This is a genomic window from Providencia sp. PROV189 (genome assembly GCF_028480065.1).
GTDB classification, from domain to species: domain Bacteria; phylum Pseudomonadota; class Gammaproteobacteria; order Enterobacterales; family Enterobacteriaceae; genus Providencia; species Providencia stuartii.
This window is the reverse complement of the sequence record NZ_JAMPOG010000009.1, coordinates 110,933-134,800: the sequence shown is the minus strand read 5'-3', so window position 1 is coordinate 134,800 and position 23,868 is coordinate 110,933. Positions and strand designations below refer to the sequence as shown.

General features: G+C 41.1%; 22 protein-coding genes. 13 read left to right on the top strand and 9 right to left on the bottom strand.

Annotated elements, in window-relative coordinates:
* The first annotated feature begins 12 nt into the window (after positions 1–12).
* Together pheT and ihfA are read left to right on the top strand one after the other, a co-directional pair.
* Positions 13–2,400 carry a phenylalanine--tRNA ligase subunit beta gene (pheT, locus tag PR833_RS07520; protein WP_272526000.1) on the top strand — a complete coding sequence of 796 codons (2,388 nt, stop codon included), beginning with the start codon at positions 13–15 and terminating at the stop codon, positions 2,398–2,400.
* A 4-nt stretch (positions 2,401–2,404) separates the two neighbouring features.
* Complete coding sequence (gene ihfA, locus PR833_RS07515) at positions 2,405–2,701, top strand: integration host factor subunit alpha (RefSeq protein WP_004919089.1); 297 nt, start codon at positions 2,405–2,407, stop codon at positions 2,699–2,701.
* 248 nt (positions 2,702–2,949) lie between these two features.
* Here the strand turns inward: ihfA and PR833_RS07510 are convergent, their stop codons facing one another.
* Positions 2,950–3,966, bottom strand: coding sequence for a RhoGAP domain-containing protein (locus tag PR833_RS07510; protein WP_004919091.1), 1,017 nt, complete (start codon positions 3,964–3,966; stop codon positions 2,950–2,952).
* Positions 3,967–4,087: 121 nt separating this feature from the next.
* Here PR833_RS07510 and btuC point away from each other — a divergent pair, with 121 nt between their 5' ends.
* The 11 genes from btuC (at position 4,088) to PR833_RS07455 (ending at position 15,090) form a co-directional block, all read left to right on the top strand.
* On the top strand, positions 4,088–5,089 hold the full coding sequence (btuC, locus tag PR833_RS07505) for a vitamin B12 ABC transporter permease BtuC (RefSeq protein ID WP_004919093.1): 1,002 nt from the start codon (positions 4,088–4,090) through the stop codon (positions 5,087–5,089).
* Positions 5,090–5,095: 6 nt separating this feature from the next.
* Positions 5,096–5,866 (top strand): vitamin B12 ABC transporter ATP-binding protein BtuD, encoded by a 771-nt coding sequence (locus PR833_RS07500; RefSeq protein WP_040133060.1) that lies wholly within the window; start codon positions 5,096–5,098, stop codon positions 5,864–5,866.
* Positions 5,867–5,998: 132 nt separating this feature from the next.
* On the top strand, positions 5,999–7,144 hold the full coding sequence (gene arnB / locus PR833_RS07495) for a UDP-4-amino-4-deoxy-L-arabinose aminotransferase (RefSeq protein ID WP_004919097.1): 1,146 nt from the start codon (positions 5,999–6,001) through the stop codon (positions 7,142–7,144).
* Positions 7,144–8,136 (top strand): undecaprenyl-phosphate 4-deoxy-4-formamido-L-arabinose transferase, encoded by a 993-nt coding sequence (gene arnC / locus PR833_RS07490; protein WP_272525999.1) that lies wholly within the window; start codon positions 7,144–7,146, stop codon positions 8,134–8,136. The genes arnB and arnC overlap by 1 nt, the downstream gene beginning before the upstream one ends.
* A complete protein-coding gene (gene arnA / locus PR833_RS07485; protein WP_004919101.1) occupies positions 8,136–10,118 on the top strand; it encodes a bifunctional UDP-4-amino-4-deoxy-L-arabinose formyltransferase/UDP-glucuronic acid oxidase ArnA in 1,983 nt (660 codons plus the stop codon). The genes arnC and arnA overlap by 1 nt, the downstream gene beginning before the upstream one ends.
* The gene (gene arnD / locus PR833_RS07480) at positions 10,118–11,011 is read left to right on the top strand and encodes a 4-deoxy-4-formamido-L-arabinose-phosphoundecaprenol deformylase (RefSeq protein WP_004919102.1); all 894 of its coding nucleotides are present in this window, start codon (positions 10,118–10,120) and stop codon (positions 11,009–11,011) included. The genes arnA and arnD overlap by 1 nt, the downstream gene beginning before the upstream one ends.
* Before the next feature lie 7 nt (positions 11,012–11,018).
* On the top strand, positions 11,019–12,677 hold the full coding sequence (gene arnT / locus PR833_RS07475) for a lipid IV(A) 4-amino-4-deoxy-L-arabinosyltransferase (RefSeq protein ID WP_004919103.1): 1,659 nt from the start codon (positions 11,019–11,021) through the stop codon (positions 12,675–12,677).
* Positions 12,674–13,021 (top strand): 4-amino-4-deoxy-L-arabinose-phosphoundecaprenol flippase subunit ArnE, encoded by a 348-nt coding sequence (arnE, locus tag PR833_RS07470; RefSeq protein ID WP_004919105.1) that lies wholly within the window; start codon positions 12,674–12,676, stop codon positions 13,019–13,021. The genes arnT and arnE overlap by 4 nt, the downstream gene beginning before the upstream one ends.
* Complete coding sequence (gene arnF / locus PR833_RS07465; protein ID WP_036943871.1) at positions 13,018–13,419, top strand: 4-amino-4-deoxy-L-arabinose-phosphoundecaprenol flippase subunit ArnF; 402 nt, start codon at positions 13,018–13,020, stop codon at positions 13,417–13,419. Before arnE ends, arnF begins: the two co-directional genes overlap by 4 nt.
* Before the next feature lie 90 nt (positions 13,420–13,509).
* On the top strand, positions 13,510–13,998 hold the full coding sequence (locus PR833_RS07460; RefSeq protein ID WP_014658203.1) for a C40 family peptidase: 489 nt from the start codon (positions 13,510–13,512) through the stop codon (positions 13,996–13,998).
* A 75-nt stretch (positions 13,999–14,073) separates the two neighbouring features.
* On the top strand, positions 14,074–15,090 hold the full coding sequence (locus tag PR833_RS07455) for a lipoate--protein ligase (RefSeq protein WP_004919115.1): 1,017 nt from the start codon (positions 14,074–14,076) through the stop codon (positions 15,088–15,090).
* A gap of 77 nt (positions 15,091–15,167) precedes the next feature.
* Here the strand turns inward: PR833_RS07455 and PR833_RS07450 are convergent, their stop codons facing one another.
* The 8 genes from PR833_RS07450 to PR833_RS07415 form a co-directional block, all read right to left on the bottom strand.
* Positions 15,168–15,329 (bottom strand): hypothetical protein, encoded by a 162-nt coding sequence (locus tag PR833_RS07450; RefSeq protein WP_272525998.1) that lies wholly within the window; start codon positions 15,327–15,329, stop codon positions 15,168–15,170.
* Entirely contained in the window at positions 15,326–16,705 is a 1,380-nt protein-coding gene (locus tag PR833_RS07445; protein WP_272525997.1) for a phosphoethanolamine transferase, read from the bottom strand. Before PR833_RS07445 ends, PR833_RS07450 begins: the two co-directional genes overlap by 4 nt.
* Positions 16,706–17,102: 397 nt before the next feature.
* Positions 17,103–17,474: a helix-turn-helix domain-containing protein gene (locus PR833_RS07440; RefSeq protein ID WP_014658208.1), complete on the bottom strand. Its 372-nt coding sequence runs from the start codon at positions 17,472–17,474 to the stop codon at positions 17,103–17,105.
* 651 nt (positions 17,475–18,125) lie between these two features.
* A complete protein-coding gene (locus PR833_RS07435; RefSeq protein ID WP_004919124.1) occupies positions 18,126–18,911 on the bottom strand; it encodes a heme ABC transporter ATP-binding protein in 786 nt (261 codons plus the stop codon).
* Positions 18,912–18,916: 5 nt separating this feature from the next.
* Positions 18,917–19,918: a FecCD family ABC transporter permease gene (locus PR833_RS07430; protein WP_004919125.1), complete on the bottom strand. Its 1,002-nt coding sequence runs from the start codon at positions 19,916–19,918 to the stop codon at positions 18,917–18,919.
* Positions 19,915–20,736 (bottom strand): heme/hemin ABC transporter substrate-binding protein, encoded by an 822-nt coding sequence (locus tag PR833_RS07425; protein WP_004919127.1) that lies wholly within the window; start codon positions 20,734–20,736, stop codon positions 19,915–19,917. The genes PR833_RS07430 and PR833_RS07425 overlap by 4 nt, the downstream gene beginning before the upstream one ends.
* Before the next feature lie 17 nt (positions 20,737–20,753).
* Positions 20,754–21,803 (bottom strand): hemin-degrading factor, encoded by a 1,050-nt coding sequence (locus tag PR833_RS07420; RefSeq protein ID WP_004919129.1) that lies wholly within the window; start codon positions 21,801–21,803, stop codon positions 20,754–20,756.
* Between the two features lie 26 nt (positions 21,804–21,829).
* Positions 21,830–23,830, bottom strand: coding sequence for a TonB-dependent hemoglobin/transferrin/lactoferrin family receptor (locus PR833_RS07415; RefSeq protein ID WP_014658210.1), 2,001 nt, complete (start codon positions 23,828–23,830; stop codon positions 21,830–21,832).
* Positions 23,831–23,868: the final 38 nt, after the last annotated feature.

The following is a 23,868-nucleotide window of genomic DNA, read 5'->3' as shown; positions in this document are numbered from 1 at the left end:
CGGGACTTTCTCATGAAATTCAGTGAACTTTGGTTACGTGAATGGGTGAACCCAGCCATTAGCAGTGAAGCATTATCTGAACAAATCACGATGGCCGGTTTGGAAGTTGATGGTGTTGAACCGGTGGCGGGGCAATTTACAGGTGTTGTTGTTGGTGAAGTGGTCGAATGTGGTCAGCATCCAAATGCAGATAAACTACGAGTCACAAAAGTCAATGTTGGCGGCGATCGCTTGCTTGATATCGTGTGTGGGGCACCTAACTGCCGTCAAGGCTTGAAAGTAGCTGTCGCAACGGTTGGTGCAGTTCTACCCGGCGATTTTAAAATCAAAGCAGCAAAACTCCGTGGCGAGCCGTCAGAAGGGATGCTTTGTTCATTCTCTGAGTTAGGTATTTCTGATGATCATAGCGGTATTATTGAGCTGCCATTAGACGCGCCAATTGGTACTGATTTACGTGATTATTTGAAATTTGATGACAGCATCATCGAAATTAGCATTACGCCAAACCGTGCGGACTGTTTAAGCATTCTTGGTGTAGCACGTGATGTGGCTGTAATCAATAAACAAGCACTGACAGCGCCTAAGATTGAGGCGGTGAAAGCCACTACAACCGATACCTTCCCAATCCGCGTTGAAGCACCTGAAGCATGTCCGCGTTTTCTTGGTCGAGTTATCAAAAATATTGATGTCTCTGCACCAACCCCAATGTGGATGAAAGAGAAATTGCGCCGTGGTGGCGTGCGTTCAATCGATGCTGTTGTTGATATCACAAACTATGTATTGCTTGAACTGGGTCAACCTCAGCATGCCTATGACCTCGATCGCCTAAATGGCGCTATCGTGGTGCGTATGGCAAAACAAGATGAAAAGCTGGTTCTGTTAGATGGTAGCGAAGCGACGCTGAACGCTGATACGCTAGTGATTGCTGATGAGAAAAATCCACTCGGTATTGCGGGTATTTTTGGTGGTGAGCATTCAGGTGTTAACAGCGAAACCAAAAACATCCTTCTAGAATGTGCGTTTTTTAATCCACTAGCGATTACAGGCCGTGCACGTAATTATGGTTTGCACACTGATGCTTCTCACCGCTTTGAGCGTGGTGTTGATCCTGAATTACAGTTCAAAGCCATTGAACGTGCGACACAATTGATTCTGGATATTTGTGGTGGTGAAGTTGGTGACATTATTGATGTCACAAGCTCTGCACATTTACCGAAAGTCGCTCATATTACTCTGACTCGCAATAAACTCGAACGATTGATTGGTTATGCGATTGCGGATGATGTTGTGACAGATATTTTGACCCGTTTAGGTTGCCAAGTGAAAGCTTCTGAAGGGCGTTGGGATGTGGTTGCACCAAGCTGGCGTTTCGATATGCAGATCGAAGAAGATCTGGTTGAAGAAGTTGCACGGGTTTATGGTTATAACAACATTCCAGATGTACCGCTGCGTGCAGATTTAGTCATGACTAAGCACAAAGAAGCTAATCTGCCGCTTAAGCGTATTAAGGCGATGTTAGTTGATAAAGGCTACCAAGAAGCAATTACTTACAGCTTTGTCGACCCGAAAGTGCAAGCTTTGCTTCACCCAGAGCAGGAAGCATTAGTGTTACCAAACCCAATTTCTGCTGATATGTCGGCGATGCGTTTGTCACTTTTAACAGGTCTTTTGACTACGGTAGTCTATAATCAAAATCGTCAACAAAATAGAATTCGATTATTTGAGACAGGTTTGCGCTTTATCCCTGATAATCAAGCAGAATATCAAATCCGTCAGGAAACCATGCTGGCTGGCGTGATTGCGGGTAACCGATTCGATGAACATTGGTCATTAGATAAACAAGTTGTGGACTTCTTTGATTTAAAAGGTGATCTTGAAGCTGTTTTGGAATTGACTGGCAAACTGAATCAAATTACATTTAAACCTGAAGTACATCCGGCATTGCACCCTGGTCAAAGTGCTGGGATTTATCTGGAAAATGAACATATTGGTATTATTGGTGTTGTTCATCCAGAACTAGAACGTAAACTCGATTTAAATGGTCGAACTGTGGTATTTGAGGTTCGTTGTGATGCGATAGCACACCGTGCAATCCCTGATGCGAAGGCGATTTCACGCTATCCATCGAACCGTCGCGACATTGCGATTGTTGTGCCAGAAAACGTTGCCGCCGCAGATGTTTTGGCAGAATGTAAAAAAGTTGGCATAAATCATATAGTTGGCATAAACTTGTTTGATGTGTATTGTGGTGAAGGGATAGCAGACGGTTATAAGAGTCTCGCTATCAGTCTCGTCTTCCAAGATACAACGCGTACCATGGAAGAAGAAGAGATAACCGCGACCGTTGATCTGTGTATTGCTGCATTAAAACAGCGATTCCAAGCCTCCTTGAGGGACTAAAACTATGGCGCTTACTAAAGCTGAAATGTCAGAAAATTTGTTTGAAAAACTGGGTGTTAGCAAACGTGATGCTAAAGACCTTGTGGAATCTTTCTTTGAGGAGGTTCGCCTCTCCTTAGAAAATGGTGAGCAAGTGAAATTATCTGGATTCGGTAACTTTGATTTACGTGATAAAAATCAACGTCCCGGTCGTAACCCAAAAACTGGGGAAGATATTCCAATTACTGCACGCCGTGTTGTCACTTTCCGTCCTGGCCAAAAATTGAAGAGCCGCGTCGAAAAAGCGACACCAAAAGAGTGATAGTAGACTTGCATTGCGAGTAAAAGACCGCCGTTTAGGCGGTCTTTTGTTTTTCATGGCACAGCATTATTTCAATATATTTTATGCTATCTATCTGGATGCAGAATAGGGTTTCCACACTATCAGCTAGAAAATATTTAGAGGATATTGAGGATTGATCACACTGATGTATTTATCGATATTTTAAATAGCTACCTATGGTATCGGTAGCTATAACTTTTAAGGTGGAAAAATTTATATTCGGTCGCCTATCTTTGCAACAATGCGGTAAAATAATTAATAGGTAATTGTGCAAGTCCTATTTGTTTGAGTTGATCAAGAGGATTTCCCGCCGTTTTAGAATAATCGGTTCTATCGAGAGTCGGGGCAAAGGCGATCGATAAATTTTCTGGGGTCATCTGGTGTTTTTCTGCATGACGGCTGATTTCGGTAAGTAGGGGCACCGCTATTTGCAATATCAATGGCAGTTTTTTTAGCGGTGGCAGTGAGTCTAAAATTTTTGTATCAGAAACGGCTAAAATATTATTTTCGCTCGTTGCCAATGTTGGGTTTGTTTCAATAGCACGTTTCACTGTAGCTTTGTTTCCGATTGCATCATGATATTTTGTGAAGAGAGTCGATAATGTTTTTTGTTCACTCGATGAACTATCTAAAACGTTGCCAACTAATTTTTTATATGCTGATGTTAGATCAGATACGTCAATGTTATTTTTTTGAATAAAAAAGATATCAATAGATTTATTGCTAGCGAGATGCTCTAATATTATTTCAACTCTCTGTTTGTTGCCTGATATTCGAAATGGTCCTGTTTCATGTAAGTAATTTGGATGAGATAAGATAGCAGTACCAATCTCATTAATTTGCTGGTATTTAAGGCGATCTTCATAAGCGATACCAATATACTCATTGATAGCATCTATATTCTGTTTTTCAATGAGTTTTGCTGTTTGTTGTTGCGCTATCCGCATTTGCATTGCGTTTAATTCAGCCGGAGTTTTGTATTGAGAAGGGGGGAGCGCATTTTCTTGATCGCTATCGCTTAATTTTTTGTAATTTAATACATCAATATTTTTATTTTTTATTTCAATAGATTCATGTTGGTGTTGCGAAGGTAATCCTAAAAATTTTTTTAAAACATTAGTCACTCGTTGGATTGATGCAGCAAAGAGGCTTGTTTTGGGTTGATTGATAGGCTTAAGGGGTGTATCGGCTATTTTAGTTGTGGAAGTGAAGTCGGGCGTTGATGTTGATAAAGTCGATTTCATATTGTCCCTTCAAATGCTCAAATAAAAATGGATGTGCAGTATAAATTTGCTGCATTGGTATCGCTTGCACAAAAAGCTATAATTGGGCAATACTGTTAATATTTAAGATATTTTCTACTTAATGAATAATCAATTGCTTACCCTTCAAAAACGTCAGAGGCACGCCGATATACGGTTACTGTGTGTATTGGTCTGTTTTTTAATCGTTGTCAGTGTCTTGGCTTTGAGTGTCGGTGAAGTAGGGTTATGGCCAAACCAATGGGCGAGCGAATCGGCACAATTATTTATTTGGCAAATTCGTTTTCCTCGATTATTGGCAGTCATTACCATTGGTGCAGCCCTTGCGGTAACAGGGGCTATCATGCAAGCCTTATTCGAAAACCCACTGGCTGAACCTGGGTTATTGGGGATCAGCAATGGTGCTGGTGTCGCCGTCGTTCTGATTGTTTTGCTCTCTCATGGGGTAACTCAGTATTGGCTAATAAGTTCAGGTGCAATTGTTGGTGCATTATTGTTAACCGCGATACTGCTGTTTTTTGCCAAACGAAAGCATTTTAATAACACGAGCTTACTGCTAGTTGGCGTGGCGCTTGGTGTGATTTGTGGTGCGATAATGACCTGGATGGTCTATATGAGTAGCAGCCTAGACCTACGTCAACTCCTCTATTGGATGATGGGAAGCTTTAGCGGTATTGATTGGCGTCAATTTGCTCTAGTCATTGCTTGTATTCCTTTTTTATTGTGGGCAATTTGCCAAGGTAATACACTCAATTACTTATCACTTGGATCATTGCAAGCTTATCAACTCGGTTTTTCTCACCATCGCTGGCGTCTTGCTCTGATTATCGTGACGGGGGTGCTAATTGGTTTGAGCGTTGCTATTGCGGGTGCTATTAGTTTCGTTGGGTTAGTCATTCCCCATATTTTACGGTTGGCAGGATTGACTGACCACCGAACATTATTGCCGGGGTGTGCTATCACAGGAGCGGGAGGGTTATTATTAGCCGATATGCTTTCACGCACACTGATTGCTAATGCTGAGGTACCTATTGGTGTGATAACCGCGACATTAGGGGCACCTATCTTTATTTGGCTATTAGCGCGTAACAATCAATGGCGATAAAATAAAATGATGAATAGACAACCTATCATTGAGCTAATTCAATTTTCCATTGATAGCCGGCTTATCAATATTAATGAAACTGTGTTTGCGGGAGAGCAAATTCATTTACTTGGTGCAAATGGGGCGGGGAAAAGTACTTTGTTCAGTGGAATGAGTGGTTTTTTAGCTTTTCAAGGACAATTAAATATTAATGGTCGGGCGCTCAACGAGTATCGGGTGCAAGCTTTGCGTCAGCAGAGAGCCTATTTTCCTCAGCAAGTATCAACGCAACCTATTTTAAAAGTCTTTCAATATCTGGCGCTGTTTTATTCATCAAATGAGTATCAAATAGCGTTATTTAACCAATTAACTGAAGATTTCCAATTAGCGTGCTTGTTAATGAAACCTATTACACAACTTTCGGGTGGTGAATGGCAGCGAGTCCGTATTATTGCAACTTTTTTGCAAGTTTGGGATCGTCAAGATTTAAGTGGAAAATTTATTCTATTTGATGAACCAACAAACAATTTAGATATTATTCAACAATCCAAGCTTGATAAATGGGTGAAATATTTTTGTGATTGCCAAGGAACGGTTATAATGAGTGGGCATAACTTGAGTCATTCATATCGACATGCAAGTCGTATATGGATGTTAAAAAAAGGTGAAATTATTTTTTCAGGTAAACCTGAGCAAGTGATGACCGACTTTAATTTATCTGAGATATTTGCAAGTAAAATTATTTCAAGTACAGATAGCGAAACGAAAACTTGGCAAGTAATTAGTTTTGACGAGTAGCAGAAAAATTGTTTTAATCGTCGGTTTCATTATGCTTTACGATATAAGAAATGTTTTCAGGTGTTGATGTTCGGTTAAAGTAACTTTAACTAGAATACTCTCTTCTTAATAAAAAATTAGGCTACAGATTATATGAGCAATTTCCTTCCGTTTTCAAAACCGGCAATCGGTGACGAAGAGGTTAAGGCAGTAGAGAAAGTTCTACGTTCAGGCTGGATTACGACAGGGCCTCAGAACCATCAGTTGGAACAAGATTTTTGTGAACGTTATGGTTGTAAGCATGCAATAGCGCTAAGTTCAGCCACTGCGGGTATGCATGTTGTTTTAATGGCATTGGGTATCGGCCCAGGCGATGAGGTGATCACCCCGTCGCAGACATGGGTATCCACCATTAATATGATTGAGTTATTAGGCGCGACACCCGTTATGATTGATGTCGACCGTGATACATTAATGGTACAACCCGATGCGGTAGAAAAAGCGCTTACTGCGAAAACGAAAGCGATAATTCCTGTACATTACGCAGGTGCTCCTTGTGATCTTGACGCTTTGCGTGCTATCGCGCAAAAAGCGGGAGTGGCGTTGATTGAAGATGCGGCTCATGCGGTGGGAACGCGCTATAAAGAAGAATGGATTGGTCAGCAGGGAACCGCTATTTTTTCTTTTCATGCAATTAAAAATGTGACGTGTGCGGAAGGTGGATTAGTCGTCACTGATGATGATGAATTAGCACAGCGCGTTCGTACCTTAAAATTCCATGGTCTCGGGGTTGACGCCTTTGATAGACAAATGCAAGGTCGAAAACCACAAGCAGAAGTGGTTGAACCTGGTTTAAAATATAATTTATCTGATATTCATGCAGCGATTGCTGTTGTTCAGTTGTCTCGTGTTGAAGAAATGAATCAACGTCGTGCACAATTGGTAGCGCGTTATCGTGCCGCACTGAAAGACTCCCCATTACAAATGCTTTCAGTTCCTGAATATTCACATTTGCATGCTAACCACTTATTTATGGTGCGTGTCGATAAAAGTGTATGCGGTATTGATCGTGATAGCTTTATGGAAAAACTAAAAGCGTATGATATCGGTACAGGTTTACATTTCCGTGCCGCACATACACAGAAATATTACCGTGAGAAATACCCAGAGCTCTCACTCGTAGAGTCAGAATGGAACACCGCGACCCTTTGTTCCCTGCCTCTCTTCCCTGATATGTCTGATGCAGATGTTGATCGGGTTGTTAAAGCGATAAATGAAATCCTTTTGGAGTCAAAATAGTGTCATTTGTAGATGAATTTGAAGAGATAAAAAAAGTCTCTGTTGTAATCCCTGTTTATAATGAAGAGCAAAGCCTACCTCAGTTACTTGAGCGTACAATTAAAGCGTGTAAACAACTTACGCAAGAGTATGAGTTGATTTTAGTGGATGATAGGAGTAGTGACCGTTCCGCTAAAATGTTGACTGAGGCAGCAGAAAATCCTGATAACCATGTTATCGCGATTATTTTGAATCGTAATTATGGGCAGCATTCTGCAATTATGGCTGGTTTCAATCAAGCGGATGGTGATTTGGTGATTACACTGGATGCTGATTTACAAAACCCTCCAGAAGAGATCCCTCGCTTAGTGCAAACGGCGGCACAAGGCTATGATGTTGTTGGCACGCGTCGTGCTAACCGTCAAGATTCTTGGTTCCGTAAAACGGCATCTAAAATGATTAATGCGATGATCACAAAAGCGACCGGTCGTTCTATGGGCGATTATGGTTGTATGTTGCGTGCTTATCGCCGTCATATTATTGATGCGATGTTACAATGCCATGAAAGAAGTACATTTATTCCAATTTTAGCCAACACGTTTGCTCGTAGAACCATTGAAATTGATGTAGCGCATGCTGAACGTGAGTTTGGCGATTCTAAATACAGCTTTATGAAGCTGATTAATTTAATGTATGACCTGTTGACGTGTTTAACAACAGCACCTTTGCGTTTGTTAAGTGTTGTTGGGAGTATTATTGCAGCAGGCGGTTTCTTGCTTGCAGTGTTGTTAATCGTATTACGTTTGCTCTTTGGTGCAACATGGGCCGCTGACGGCGTATTCACACTGTTTGCAATACTCTTTATGTTTATCGGTGCACAATTTGTTGCTATGGGCTTGCTTGGTGAATATATCGGCAGGATTTATAATGATGTGCGCGCGAGACCCCGTTATTTTATTCAAAAAGTCGTCGGTGCTAAGGCTAAGACTGACAAAAACCAGGAAGAAAACTAATGAAAGCTATTGTTTTTGCCTATCATGATATTGGCTGTGTAGGGCTGAAAGCGCTAAAAAAAGCAGGTTTCGATATTCAAGCAGTATTTACTCATACTGATGATCCTAACGAAAACCACTTTTTCTCTTCAGTAGCGCGTGTCAGCGCGGACATGGAACTTCCTGTTTACGCGCCAGAAAACGTAAACCATCCGCTATGGATTGAACGTATTCGCGAATTAAAACCTGATGTAATTTTCTCATTCTATTACCGCGATATGCTCAGTGAAGAATTGCTGGCATTGGCCCCTAAAGGTGCATTTAACCTGCATGGCTCTTTACTGCCTAAATACCGCGGTCGTGCGCCAATTAACTGGGCATTGCTGAACGGCGAGAAAGAAACAGGCGTGACGTTGCACAAAATGGTCACTAAAGCCGACGCTGGTGACATTGTTGCACAAGAAAAAGTCACAATCACCGATACTGATACTGCATTAACGTTACACGCAAAAGTTCGTGAAGCGGCTGAAGTACTGTTAGATAAAACACTGCCATTGATTGAAGCAGGTAGCTATAAAACAGTGGCGCAAGATGAGAGCCAAGCAAGCTATTTCGGTCGTCGTACCGCTCAAGATGGCTTGATCGACTGGAACCGTTCTGCAAAAGAAATTGATTGCTTAATTCGTGCTGTTACTGAGCCATACCCAGGCGCATTTACCTATTTAGGTGAGCGTAAAATGGTAATTTGGCGTGCACGTGTGCTCGATGATAATCAAGGTAAACGCGCGGGTACAGTATTATCAAGTGACCCTCTGCGTATTGCTTGTGGCGAAGGGGCTATTGAAGTTGTTAGTGGTCAGGGTGACTCCGGTTTATATATGCAAGGCAACCGTCTAGCAAATGAAATGGGTATCGTGACTGATGTTCGTGTAGGGCCAAAACCGACTGCACAAATTAAACGTCGTAAGCGTGTTCTGATCTTAGGTGTTAACGGTTTTATCGGTAACCATTTAACAGAGCGTTTATTGCAAGATGATAATTATGATATCTATGGTATGGATATCAGCTCATCGGCGATTGACCGCTTTATTGGTAACCCACGTTTCCACTTTATCGAAGGTGACGTCAGTATTCATACCGAATGGATCGAATACCACATTAAGAAATGTGACGTTATTCTGCCATTAGTGGCGATTGCAACACCAATCGAATATACCCGTAACCCACTGCGTGTCTTTGAATTAGACTTTGAAGAAAACCTGAAAATCGTGCGTTACTGCGTGAAATATAACAAACGTATTATCTTCCCATCGACTTCTGAAGTTTATGGTATGTGTGATGATAAAGAGTTTGATGAAGATGAGTCACGTTTGATTGTTGGTCCTATCAATAAACAGCGCTGGATCTACTCTGTGTCTAAACAGCTGTTAGACCGAGTAATTTGGGCATATGGCGCGAAAGAAGGCTTGAAATTTACGTTATTCCGTCCGTTTAACTGGATGGGGCCACGTTTGGATAGCCTGAACTCAGCACGTATTGGTAGCTCTCGTGCGATCACTCAGTTAATCTTGAATTTAGTTGAAGGTTCGCCAATTAAATTGGTTGATGGTGGTGAGCAAAAACGCTGTTTCACTGATATTAAAGATGGTATCGAAGCACTGTTCCGTATTATTGAAAACAAAGACGGCAAATGCGACGGTCAGATCATCAATATCGGTAACCCAACAAACGAAGCAAGCATTCGCCAATTAGCTGAAATGTTACTTGAAAGTTTCGAAAAACACCCTCTACGCGGCCATTTCCCTCCGTTTGCAGGTTTCCGTGAAATCGAAAGTAGCAGCTACTATGGTAAAGGTTATCAAGATGTTGAGCACCGTAAACCAAGCGTGGAAAATGCACGTCGTCTGCTTGATTGGGTTCCAACAATCGATATGAAAGATACTATTGAAGAGACACTGGATTTCTTCTTGCAAGGTGCGGTAGAAGAATTAGGTAAGAACTAATGAAAAAAGTTGGCTTGAGAATTGATGTGGATACCTATCGAGGCACATTAGAAGGTGTACCACAACTACTCAACGTGCTGAAACAGCATGACATTCAGGCCAGCTTTTTCTTCAGTGTAGGACCCGATAACATGGGGCGCCATTTATGGCGCCTTTTGCGTCCTAAATTCCTGTGGAAAATGCTGAGGTCAAATGCCGCCTCCCTATATGGGCTAGATATTTTATTGGCGGGTACAGCGTGGCCAGGTAAAAAAATAGCCAAAGATTTAGGCTATTTGATGAAACAAACGCTAGATGCAGGTCATGAAGTAGGGTTGCATGCTTGGGATCACCAAGGTTGGCAAGCCAAAGTGGCTAAATGGAGCGAAGCCCAATTAACGGAGCAGGTTAAATTGGGAGTTGATGCTTTGCAGCAAGCCATCGGTCAGCCTGTTACGTGTTCGGCGGTTGCTGGCTGGCGAGGCGATGAACGTGTGCTTGAGGTTAAACAAAAGTTTGGTTTTAACTACAACAGCGATTGTCGCGGTAAGTATCCATTTAGACCCATTTTACGTGATGGTTCAATAGGCACGGTACAAATTCCTGTCACATTACCGACTTATGATGAAGTCGTTGGCACCGTTGTCAGTGATGAAAATTTTAATGATTTTATCCTTCAAGCGATAAAAGAGGATCAAGGTGTTCCCGTTTACACCATTCATACTGAAGTTGAAGGTATGTCTAAATCAGAACAATTTTCACAATTATTGGAACGAATTGCCCAAGAAGAAATCCAATTCTGTACATTGAGTGATTTGCTGCCAGAAGACATTAGCACTTTACCTAAAGGGAAAGTCGTGAGAGCGCCATTCCCAGGGCGTGAGGGTTGGCTTGGCTGCCAAGAAGAGGGATAGTATAAGCATGTTGAATAATCGAGCGAGCAAAGTAGGAGCCTCTCTGCTGGCTCTTTTTTTTATCTTAACTTATCTGCTACCGTTAAATAGCCGTTTACTCTGGCAACCTGACGAAACACGATATGCAGAAATCAGCCGTGAAATGTTACAACGCGGTGATTGGATCGTGCCATATATGCTGGATATACGCTATTTTGAAAAGCCAGTAGCAGGCTATTGGATCAACAATATTAGCCAAATGATTTTTGGCGATACTAACTTTGCAGTTCGTTTTGGTTCGGTATTTTGTATTTTGCTCAGTGCATTACTTGTTTACCGAATGGCAAAAATGATGTGGCGTAACAACCATGTCGCTTATGTCGCAAGTTTTATTTATGTGTCGATGTTCTTGGTATTTGCTGTCGGCACCTATAGTGTACTTGACCCTATGCTATCACTCTGGATAGCAGCCAGTATGTATTGTTGCCTATGGGCAATGAAGGCGCGGGGAGTAAAAGAAAAACTTGCTGCATGGATATGTCTTGGTTTAGCGTGTGGGATGGCCTTTATGACCAAAGGGTTCCTTGCGCTTGCCATTCCTGTGATTGTAATGTTGCCTATCACAATCTACCAAAAGCGCTTTCTTGAGATGGTGAAGTATGGGCCATTGGCGATTATATCAGCGGTTATCATTAGTTTACCTTGGGCACTAGCCATCGCTAAACAGGAGCCTGACTATTGGAATTACTTCTTCTGGATAGAGCACATTAAACGTTTTACCGCCGATGATGCGCAACACATTGCTCCTTTTTGGTATTACATTCCGATTATTTTATTAGGCAGTATACCTTGGGTTGGGTTATTACCTGGCTCTTTGCTGAAAGGTTGGAGAGAGCGCAAATCAAGTCCAGATATGTTTTTCTTACTCTGTTGGTTTATTGTGCCTGTGATCTTCTTCAGCATTTCACGCGGCAAATTGCCAACATATATGCTGCCATTTATGGCTCCACTAGCACTGCTCATGGCTAAATATGGGGTGGATTGTGTACGCAGTGGGAAGATGAAAGCATTAAAGGCCAATGGCATGATCAACGTTGCGATTGGGGTGCTCGCCGTAATCGCTGTCATTGTTGTCAGTACGGTGATTAAGCGCCCGTTATACGAAGCCGACGAATGGTCAAAAATGGTGCTTGGTATCGTTGCTTTTTCGATTTGGGGTATCATCGGTTACCTATGTACCGTGTTAAATGCCAAATATTGGCTATGGGCCGCCTCTTGCTCGTTGGCGGTGAGCCTGTGTATCGGTAGTGCATTGCCAAATAACACGATAAATTCCAAACTGCCACAGAGCTTTATCCACCAAAACCATGACTTGTTGATGGATAGCAAATATCTTATGGCGAGTAATGTGGGCATTGCAGCCGGGTTAGCGTGGGAAACGAAAAACGCTAATATCTACCTGTATAATAGCAGCGGTGAGCTGACTTATGGTTTGGAATACCCGGATAGCCAACACCGTTTAGTGAAGCCTGATCAATTTGCGGCTTGGTTGGCAAAAGCTCGCCAAGAAGGCCAAGTGACAGTGGTTTTCTTACTTGGACGTAAAGAAGGATTACCGGATATTCCTAAGCCAGATGAGGTGATCAGTAATTCGCGAATTGCGATAGTGGTGTATCACAAACAATGATTGCTCAATTATTATTACTGCTTTTAGTTAGTGTACTCACTTGCCTTGGGCAAATAGCGCAAAAGCAAGCGGTGGTATGCTGGCAGGGTGATAAACATAATAAAACGGCATCAGCCATTCGTTGGCTGGTGCTGGCATTGCTAATGCTTGGGTTAGGTATGCTGTTTTGGCTTAAATTGCTCGAAAGCATGCCGCTTAGCATTGCGTATCCAATGCTTAGTATTAATTTTGTGTTGGTTACTTTGATTGGTCAGTTTGTCTACCATGAGCAGACAGGGCTTAATCATTGGTTAGGTGTGGCGGCAATTATGTTTGGTATTTTCTTGATGAGTATAAGCGGATGAACAAAGGCTATTTTTGGGTAATAGGAAGTGCGCTATTAGTCACCATTGCACAATTAAGCTTAAAAGCAGGTGTAGTGGGGTTGCCTTCGTTTACATTAGGATGGCATTGGTTACAACCTGAGTGGTTACTCGCAAATCTGGCAAATCTTAGCATAGTGTTCGTGGGGTTAGTCTGCTATGCCTTATCAATGCTATGTTGGTTGTTTGCACTAAAATCCATCCCGCTTAATAAAGCCTATCCGCTGATTAGTTTAAGCTATGTATTTGTTTATCTATTGGCGGTTATTTTACCTTGGTATCATGAACCCGCGACTTGGCTAAAAGCAGGGGGCGTTGCATTTATTATCCTTGGTGTTTGGTTAATTAGCCGTCCAACAAAAGGGCAATCTCAAAAGTAGAATAATTTGGTTGCGTGATAATTTATTTTTCATATTTGAGCAACTATGATAATAAATTAAGCGTGTCGATTGTTTATTTAAGGGTGCAACATGATAATAAAATGGCAACACCTACCATTATTGCTTTCATTAGTGTTGATTGGCTGCTCTTCCACGTCGGTAAAAAGAACGCCACCACCGCCACTAAAAACGCAATTATCTGACCCTATAATGACCATTGCACAACTTAAAGAACAGTTAGAGCAATGGTATGGTACGCCATATAATTATGGTGGGATGAGTCAAAGCGGTATTGATTGCTCTGGGTTTGTTTACCGTACATTTAGCGACCGTTTTGCTATCCAATTGCCGCGTACAACGATAGATCAAACACGATTGGGAACGCGTATTGATAAATCCGATCTGATGCCGGGTGATCTCGTCTTCTTTAAAACGGGGTCCGGTGAAAATGGTTTACATGTCGGAATTTATGATACAGATAATACCTTTATTCATGCATCGACCAGTAAGGGTGTGATCCGTTCGTCAATGGATAATGTGTATTGGCGAAAAGTGTTTTGGCAAGCGCGGCGTATCTGATTTCCCGTGTGATCCCCTCATTTTTGTCTTCAATTATGCTATCTTAGTTGCAACTTTTGTTTCTAGGATAGCTTAATGTCTCGCTTACGTTTACTGATTTCAGAATCTTTCGACCCTTGGTTTAATCTTGCGGTTGAAGAGACGATTTTTCGTCAAATGCCCGCCGATCAACGTGTTATGTTTTTATGGCGTAACGCTGACACGGTCGTTATTGGGCGAGCACAGAACCCATGGAAAGAGTGTAATACGCGTCGTATGGAAGAGGATAATGTACGCTTAGCTCGCCGTAGTAGCGGGGGCGGTGCCGTTTTTCAAGATCTCGGCAATACGTGTTTTACCTTCATGGCGGGCAAACCAGAATATGATAAAAGTATTTCGACAAAAATTATTGTGGATGGCTTAGCAAGGGTGGGGATCAATGCTGAGGTTTCTGGTCGCAATGATTTGGTATTAAACACCGATGATGGGCCAAGGAAAATATCAGGATCTGCTTACCGAGAAACCCGTGACAGAGGATTCCATCATGGTACTTTACTTATCAATTCTGATTTAAATCGGCTTGCAGATTATCTTAATCCTGACCCTAAAAAATTACAGGCTAAAGGGATCACTTCAGTTCGCTCAAGAGTCACGAATTTATGTGAACTGGTATCAGATATCAGTCATGAAAAAGTGTGCGAGGGTATCGTAAAAAGCTTTTTCGATTATTATGGTGAAACCGTTGAGGCTGAATTTATCTCACCTGAGAAATTACCGGACTTACCGCATTTTCGTGAAACTTTTGCGAAGCAAAGTAGTTGGGAATGGAATTTCGGTCAAGCACCTGCTTTTACCCATTACAGTGATACACGTTTCCCATGGGGAGGTATCGAATTTCATTTTGATATCGAAAAAGGGGTTATTAAACGTTGCCAATTTTTTACGGACAGTCTTGACCCATCCCCATTAGAATGGTTAAGCCAGAAACTTACCGATCAAGTTTACCAAACAGAAACCATTCGTAAATTAATATTAGAAATGCATCAAATATGGCCTGAATTAACCGAACAGTTATCTGATCTTGAAAGCTGGCTAGTGCATGAGTTAAGCTAAATACGCTTTGTTTCTATGCTGCTTAAATGTTACCTAACCCGAAATAAAAATAGGTAAGGGGTAGGTAACATTAAGCGTTATTTACCATGAATATTAATAGCGTCATCCGGTTTGTCTTCTATTTTTTCACTCAAACCAAAATCTTCTATATAATTTTCTGAATTAAATAAATGATAATTTTCATTTAGAAGCGGATTAGAAACGCCTAACCAATTAGCAATACCATCAATAAACATCATCCCAGTTTGTTAGCAACAATATATTGAGTTGATTGGTGATCGGAAGAGAGCTGGATTAATGGAACACGATACGCATATTTTGTTTTTCCGTGTAGGAGCTTTATTTGGTCTCCCTCTTCTTGATGGGAAAGACCATGATCAGCAAAGTAAATCATTGAGAATTTACGTTCTTTTTGTTGGTATTGCGTCTCTAACAATGAATAAATTGACTCAAGGATCTCATCTGTTTTATTAATGCTTGCAACATAGCAGGAGATATTATGATATTGCCTATCTTGGGTAATAAAATGATTTTCATAATCCTGAATTCTACCGCATGGGTTCGGGTGTGAACCATAAAGATGTATAATAAATAATCTTTTTTGTTTCTTTTGGATAGGGGCATTTAATTCTTTTTGAAAGATAGGAATAAGGGAAAAATCACTTTCATCATTAGAATTGAAGGCACCGAGTTTATTGAATTTTTTCACATCAGCATGCTTTGCTATAAAGGTAATTGGAGTGTCGTGTTTACCGATATAACCTTGATTCGATATCCAGTATGTTTTGAAACCGGCTGATTTGGCGAGTCCAACTAGATTTAAGCCATAATTAGGTTCTAATTTTTCTTTATCTGACTGTGTTAACATTAATCTTAATGAGCCAATAGTGTTATTTCCAGCACTGTTTAACCCATCAATAATGGTACTGTTCACGCGGCTTAAGAAGGGGGTGTTATTTATAGGGTATCCATAGACACCCATATAATCACGGCGAACACTCTCTCCGATCACTAATACATAGTCATCATAACGGCTGTTGTTATTTAACGTTGATTTTCCCCATTCGCTGGATTTGGTAAAATCATGTAGTGCGCTAACCTCACCCTTAACCTTAGATATGGATTCATAAATATTGTAGAAATAATCAAATGGCGATTGATTAATCAAGGCAATTATCACCAGAATGATCATCAGTGTTTTGTTTCGATAATAATTAATATTTAATTTTGTACATAATTTTTGGAAGGCGAATATTCCAACAATAATGAGGACGGCATAAAGATAATGAGTAAATGGAATTTGTGTGAAAAACTCAATGCCCTCAATAGCATCAGTTGCAATAACCGAAGCAAAATATTGGTAGGTTGGTTTATCAAAGGTCAGTCCAATAGGCGTATAAATAGCATACAATATTGCTATTGGTACACCTATCCAATAATAAGCTTTTTTTGAAGCGTAAAGGATAATATAAAGAGCACAGACGAGCGTAATGTCTCTCGGAGTTGGATGAGCATACCCAGAACCTTTCAACATTAATTTTGATGAAACGATAAGAATGATGAGTGGTATAATGTATAAAAAATAGTGTTTTATTTTTAAGATTTTATTTTGCATTCTATTTTTATACCATGCAAATAATCTGGAATGTCCCACAAAAACAGCCTTTATAACAATAAGAAAATAATATTAATAATAATTTAACTATAACACTCATAAATGAGTTGCCGCAGATTATGTTTTTTTTCACTGAATGTCAAAAAAATACACATTGGACGTGTGTGCTTTAAAGGCATGACATCACTCTATTATCCGTTCTGAAATGATCTTTTAAGAGAAGATAGCTTTCTTTTGTTGCTATATAAGGCGGTATTGAGGATAAACTTGTTAGCGATATGGGCAAATTTCAAAAAAAGAGCCGGTATTTACCGGCTCGGACATAGACTTCAATGTTTAGGGAATGAAAAAATAATTAAGGGGACTATTAATACTCAACTATACAACTGAAATTTATTTAGTTGTTGCAGTTGCAAGACATAAATGTTTTACATTCAGGCAACTGACCACTTTGACGAAATTTTGCTGGGGTAATGTCAAAGTGTTTTTTAAAGATACGTGTAAAAGTGGCTTGTGAGCTAAAACCATATTGCAGAGCGATATCTAAAATTGGCAGGTTACCATTGCGTAATGATTTAGCAGCTTCTAATAAACGGCGTTTACGAACGTATTCGCCAAGCGTGCAACCTTTCATTTCTTTGAAAACACGCTGTAAATGCCACTTTGAATAACCACTTTTATCGGCAATTGTGTCGATTTTGATGCCTTCATTGCGCTGTAACTGACTTTCCAGCCATTTAACAATATCGTTGACTACACTCTCAGACATATTTACCTCCCACTTCTATGGGTTATTGTTCATTAATAACTAATAATAACTAAAGAAATTACTGTCTATTCTTCCCATTTTTCCGATATATCGATAGGCATAACGTGCTTTTTTTTAATGAGAATAGTTATTGATACGATAGATTTTATTAATAACTCAAACTTATACATACAAGAGTGTATGTTATTTATCTATTAAAATCAAATAGCTGAGTGTAAATGGTAGGGGTTGATATATCAAAAAAACAGTCGGATATATCAAGTTCAATTTTTTTGTTGGATGTATTCGAAATTATTAACCAAGTAAAATATTGAAAAATTAATTTAACTTAAGTTGTGACAGGTGTGCTGATTTTTACCATCAATACTTAGGAAATACCGAGGTAATAGTGACGGGGGTTAATGCTCAATAATCTGTGATTTTTGATGCTAATGGTTGACTGTTTAACTTTAGTTGAACTATCAAATAAGTCAATTTACTTAACGTATCTTTAACAATTTAAAAAAATCACTTGACTCAATATGGTATAAGCAAAAAATACATGGCGTGGCATTCATGTCCTGTTTTGGCAAAGAGGTTAGCTGGAGATGAAATTATGCAAAGGGAAGACTATTAGGTTTCTTGAGAAGACCCAAGAAACCTAATAGGTGATTAACGACGCAAGTAGATGTGTGGGGTGGCTGTTTCAGGATGTGAGATCACATCTAAATCTGCTTTATACCAACGAGTTAGATTTTCTGTCGTCAGAACTTCTTCAGGCGTACCTGCCGCCGCAAGTTGGCCTTGGTGAATTAAGTACACGCGATCAGCATACAGTGAGGTAAGGTTAAGATCGTGTAAGACGCAACACACGCCAAAAGGCCGCTCACGTGTTAATTGGTGTAATAACCGTAGGCTATGTTGTTGATGGTAAAGATCAAGAGCTGAAGTTGGTTCATCAAGAAAAAGACAAGCAGGGCTATGGTTGGGTTGCCAGACTTGAGCAAGTACTCGTGCTAACTGAACGCGTTGTTGTTCACCACCAGAAAGCTGACGGAAATCGCGTTGGCGTAATTCCAAACAATCTGTTTGTGCTAACGCCTCTTCAATGGCTTGTTGCTTATGCTCAGCGCCATACGGGCTACGCCCCATCGCCACGACATCTTCAACAGTAAAGGCAAATGATAAGCTACTTTGTTGCTTCATCACCGCACGTTTTTTTGCCAATGCATTATGTTGCCATTTGCGTAAATCTAAACCTTCTAACAGACACTCCCCGTGAGTGGGAGAGTGAAAACCAGTCAGTAGTTTTAATAAACTGGATTTTCCTGCACCGTTTGGACCAATAATGACGACCATTTCATGTTGCTGTATGGATAAACTGATATCTTTTATTAATACCTTATCGGCAACGTGAAAACTGAGGTTACGTGCTTCAAGTAGAGTTTGTGTATTCATGATGTTTAAACTCTCCCTGCTGGTTGACGTAAAATTAGCCATAAAAAGTAAGGCCCGCCAATGAGCCCTGTTAGTAATCCAACAGGAATTTCAGCAGGAGAAACCGCAGTTCGAGCAATGGTATCGGCAATTAAAAGTAAGGTCGCTCCAACAATCGCAGAGCCAGGTATTAGCCAGCGGTGATCAGGGCCTAGCGTCATACGGATTAAATGGGGCACCACGAGGCCGACGAAACCAATCACGCCACTCATTGCAACAGCACAACCTACCAGTAAGGCGCTAAGGAATAGTAAAATAAATTTTGTTCGCTCCACATTTAACCCGAGATAGTGAGCGTCTTCATCACCTAGTTGCAGTAGATTAAGTCTATTACCTTGCCAAAGGCAGACAAAGCAGGTCGGTAAGATAACACTGGCGGCAATCGTTAAGGAAGTCCAGTCGACATTCGCAAGTGTTCCCATCATCCATAAGCTAAAAGTACGCAGCTGTTGGTCATCGCTGATATAGCTTAGTACGCCGATGAATGACATACACAAGGCATTGATCGCAATCCCAGCGAGAAGTAAGCGTGCTAAATTCCCATTTGAGTAGCGATTTAAGCTAAAAATAATAATTGAAACAATAAGGCTGCCGACGAAAGCGGCGCCAATATGCCCATAGTTAAGTAGGGCGGTAGGTAATGAAAAAGAGAATACAATAAATGCAGCGACACATAAGGCCGCGCCACTGCTGATCCCTAATAAGCTGGGATCAGCAAGCGGGTTACGAAATAACCCCTGCATGATGGCACCTGAAACAGCAAGAGCAAGACCGACTAAAATCGCTAGCAAAATACGTGGTAGCCGGATATTGAGCCAGATCTGCCAAAGAGGGTCTGTGGCAGGCGTCTGCCACAGAGTTTTAAACGATACATTCATTGCGCCAGCGTTGGAGGCAAGTAAGGCAATCGCCATCAAAACGAACAATAACGCAATGATAGCGAACAGAGGGTATTTAATTCGACTCATTGAAACTTCTCTAATGCCTCGCGTATCTGTTGCATGACTTTAGGGGTACCAAGGCTAAATCCAAGCATTCCCATATCATCAACAACGATTAGTGCCTTATTTTTTGCGGCAGGTGTCATTGCCAGGCCTGGCAATTTCCAGACTTTATCTTCACCACCTAATGATTTGATGCCTTCATGGGTGACGATAATCAAATCAGGTTGACTTGCAATCACACCTTCTTGTGATAATGGGCGGTAACTATTAAACCCGTTCATGGCGTTTTTAGCTCCCGCCGCTTTGATAAGACTATCCGCAGCGGTTTGCTGCCCCGCAGCAAGCGGCATTACGCCACCATGACTCATGATAAACAGAATTTTTTTATCTATGGGTGAGGTATTTACTTTGGCAATCTGTTGATTAAATTGCTCAACTAACCGTTTACCTTGTTCTGTTTTACCGACAGCATTAGCCACCGTTGTAATTTTTTCTGGAATGGCTTCTAATGCAGGCTTACCAGTCACCTTGATGACTTTTACACCACTTTTTTCTATCTGGGAAAGTGCCATTGAGGGTTTTGCTAGTTCACTGGCAAGCACAAGCGTTGGGCGCATAGAAAGCACACCTTCAGCGTTGAGCATTCGCATATAACCGACATCGGGTAGCTTAACAGCTTGAGCAGGATGAAGGCTGGTGCTATCTCGAGCAACCACTTGAGCGCCTGCATCAAGTTCAAAAACAATCTCCGTAACATCACCACCTAACGTGATGATCCGTTCGGCTGATTGAGCGGAAAAGCTCATGATTAATGTCACTGCAATTAGAAGCCATTGTTTCATTTTTATTTACCTAACGATTAAATGTGCGGTAGCGCCATAACCTGATTACGCCATTGTTCTTGCTCTGGAGTACCTTCAGTACGTTGCCCGTACATTTGTACGATTTGATTACCGTCTTTATCGAAGACTTCAAGGCTTGTGACGAAACCATCTTGAGTGGGTTTACGCGTTACCCAACACTCTGAAACGCCGTTTTCAATCATATGCAACGTAAAGTCTGGATTAAAAATGTTGAGCCATTTAATGTCCGAACCTTCTGCTTGATATGGCATAAGGCGTTTTAATTGACCAGTAAAAATCTGCACGCAGCCACGATTACCGACAAAAATCATGATTTCATTTTGGTCATTAAACGCGGTATTGACTAATTGATTGAATGAATCAACAGGAACTTGCCATGCTAAATCATCACTAACGGCACGGAAGACTTGTTGGCGACTAAGATTATTTTTTTTCAATAAAATAAAGAACTGGTGGACATCGGTCATGTTGCGCCACTCTTGTTCTAGCTGCTGTTTCAATTCATCACTGATTGGCTGCTCAGAGAATGGCACAGCGGCTTCAATAGCAAGAGGTGGATTGTCTGACGTTGCATATTGTGCAATGAGAGAGTTCCATGCCGCCATATCAGTCTCATCTGTAGTATAGACTTTATGCAGCGCATCGCCTTGTTTATCGAAAAATTGAATACTATGGCGTTCACCATTTTTTGAATCTTCAGTCAGCGTGAAAATGGCATCCCAATGAGAGAAGAACATGCGTAAGTCTAAGGCGCGTGGATTTAAAATTAACCCTGCATGGTCGCTAAATTTTGCATTGTCATAGCGACCAACTTGCTCATGAACAACATACTCATTGCGGGTGATGGCCTTAACTTTACCGACAGATGCTAGCGCTTTCAGCAGTGTTGGGGCATCAACATTCAGTCTTTGTGCTTTGTCATGACCTACACGACAATGCAATAGTTCACCTTCTGAAACATTAAGGTAGGCAGCCAGATCACGAGCGTATTTTGCTTTGTTTTCTGCTTTTGCTTGTTGGTAACGCTCGAAAAGTGTTGAACTCACAGTGTATCTCCTTAATTAACTATAAATTACCATTGGAAGCTGACGAGCAGCTTGGCATTACGCCCATCCTGAGGGACGCCTTGTGACGAGTAGTATTCTTTATCGAAGGCATTGCCTAAAACGACACTGGTTCCTAGGCCTTTTAATTGGCCTTCACCTTGGTAGCTAACGTAAAAATCATGAACAGCGTAGCCTGCTTGGCGCGGTGCTTTGGATGCATCGTTGAAATCGGTATGACGAGTAAATTCACCTAACCAACCCACAGAAAAACCACTGTCTGAAATTGGTACGTTAAGGTTGCTGGTTAGCGAGTCAGGTTTAATGGAGGTAATTGATTTACCATTTGATTCATCTTTACCTTCGGTGTGGTTATAAGCTAAATTCCAACCCAAATAGTCGTTTTTATAGTCCATTGAAGCATCCCAACCCCAAATTTTAGCTCGTTTTGTATTGATGGAGGTTGTGTAGTTATTCTGAGGATTTCTAAAGTCAACGTTCACATAGGTATTGATATAGTCTTTTGCTTTAGTGTCAAAATAACTTGCTTTAAATTGTAGATTGTCACGTTCAGTGAATAGATCATCAAACCGTAGCCCAACCCCATATTCAGCAGTACGTGTAGACTCTGGTTTGAGATTCGGATTTGGTCGCCATTTATTTACTATTGGGCCCATTTGGAAATGAATTTCATCGTTATACATTTCCATCATAGAAGGTGCTCGGAAAGCTTCTGAATAAGAGGCAAATAGCATTGACCAGTCTGTTGGTGTAATGCTAACGGCGCCTTTAGAAGACCATTTGCCTTCTTTCACGTCCTCATTATCTTTAGCGGTTGCTTTATAATGGTCATAGCGAGTGCCAACAATAAACGATACAGGTAAATCTTTTAAGGCGATTTCATCTTGCAAGAAACCTGAAGCAAAGGTGATATCAGCATCAGGGAATTGCGTTGTTGAAGCGTAAGGTGTTTGATTTTGTTTGTATGTTTCGCCGCCATAAGTAAAGTTATGGGCTGCGATAGGTAAATCATACAAGTGTGTTTTATTATCAACTTTCAGACCATAAGTTTTTTGGGTACGGCCTTCATAGTGAGTATTTTTACCTTTAGCGGTAATATTAACGTCAGAATAGTAAGTGGTTGCTTTAAGATTTAACCAATCGTTTGATTCTGGGTTTAACTGGTAAGTCGCTTGGGCATCACGTTGACGTGTAGTGCGGTTAACCTTTAGATTATCCTTAGTAATATCGATTTGTTGTGGGTCTTTGGGTTCATAAGCATTGTTATTGTAATAGCGCAGTTGCCCTGATAGCTTTTGCTTATCATCAAACTGCCATGTCCCTTTGGCGAGTAGGTTTGAGATGGTTTCTTTGTTTTCCATATCATCGCCATTGCTTAAGCGAACATCTCCGACTTGTTTGGTAACAAAACTAAACAAACCATCAAATTGCTCAGTACGCCCAAAAGATGTACCGCCAAAACCAAAGCTATGATCCCCTGTAGCAGCTTGGCTAAAGACACGAAAGCCACTGTTTTGACCCTCGCGTAATAGATCTTTAGCATCTACGGTTTCCCAAGCGATCACACCTCCCATCGCGCCGCTACCATACAGTAGAGCTGAAGGGCCACGAACAATTTCGACTTGTTTTATCAGTGCAGGATCAATAAATGTGCCGTTAACGTGACCAGTATCAGTACCTTGGCGTACATTATCGACGAGGGTTAAAATACCGCGACGGTCAAAACCACGCATGTAGATATCTTGACCATTAGTGCGACTAGTACCAGTAACACCGATCCCCGGAATTTTACGCAAGATATCGTTGACCGTACTTGCCGTTTTTGTTTCAGGTGAGTCATTTTTGATCACAGTGACCATCATTGGGGCATCGAAGCTATCTCTTTCAGTACCTGTTGCATAGACGGTCATCACATCATTGCGATTTGATGGTGTTGTTTCTGCATGAGCGCTTGCCATAACGGAAAGTATTGCGCTTGTCAGAACGGATAAACGTAAAACATGAGACATATTGTTATACTCCATAAAGTGTTACCGGTTTGCTCCCT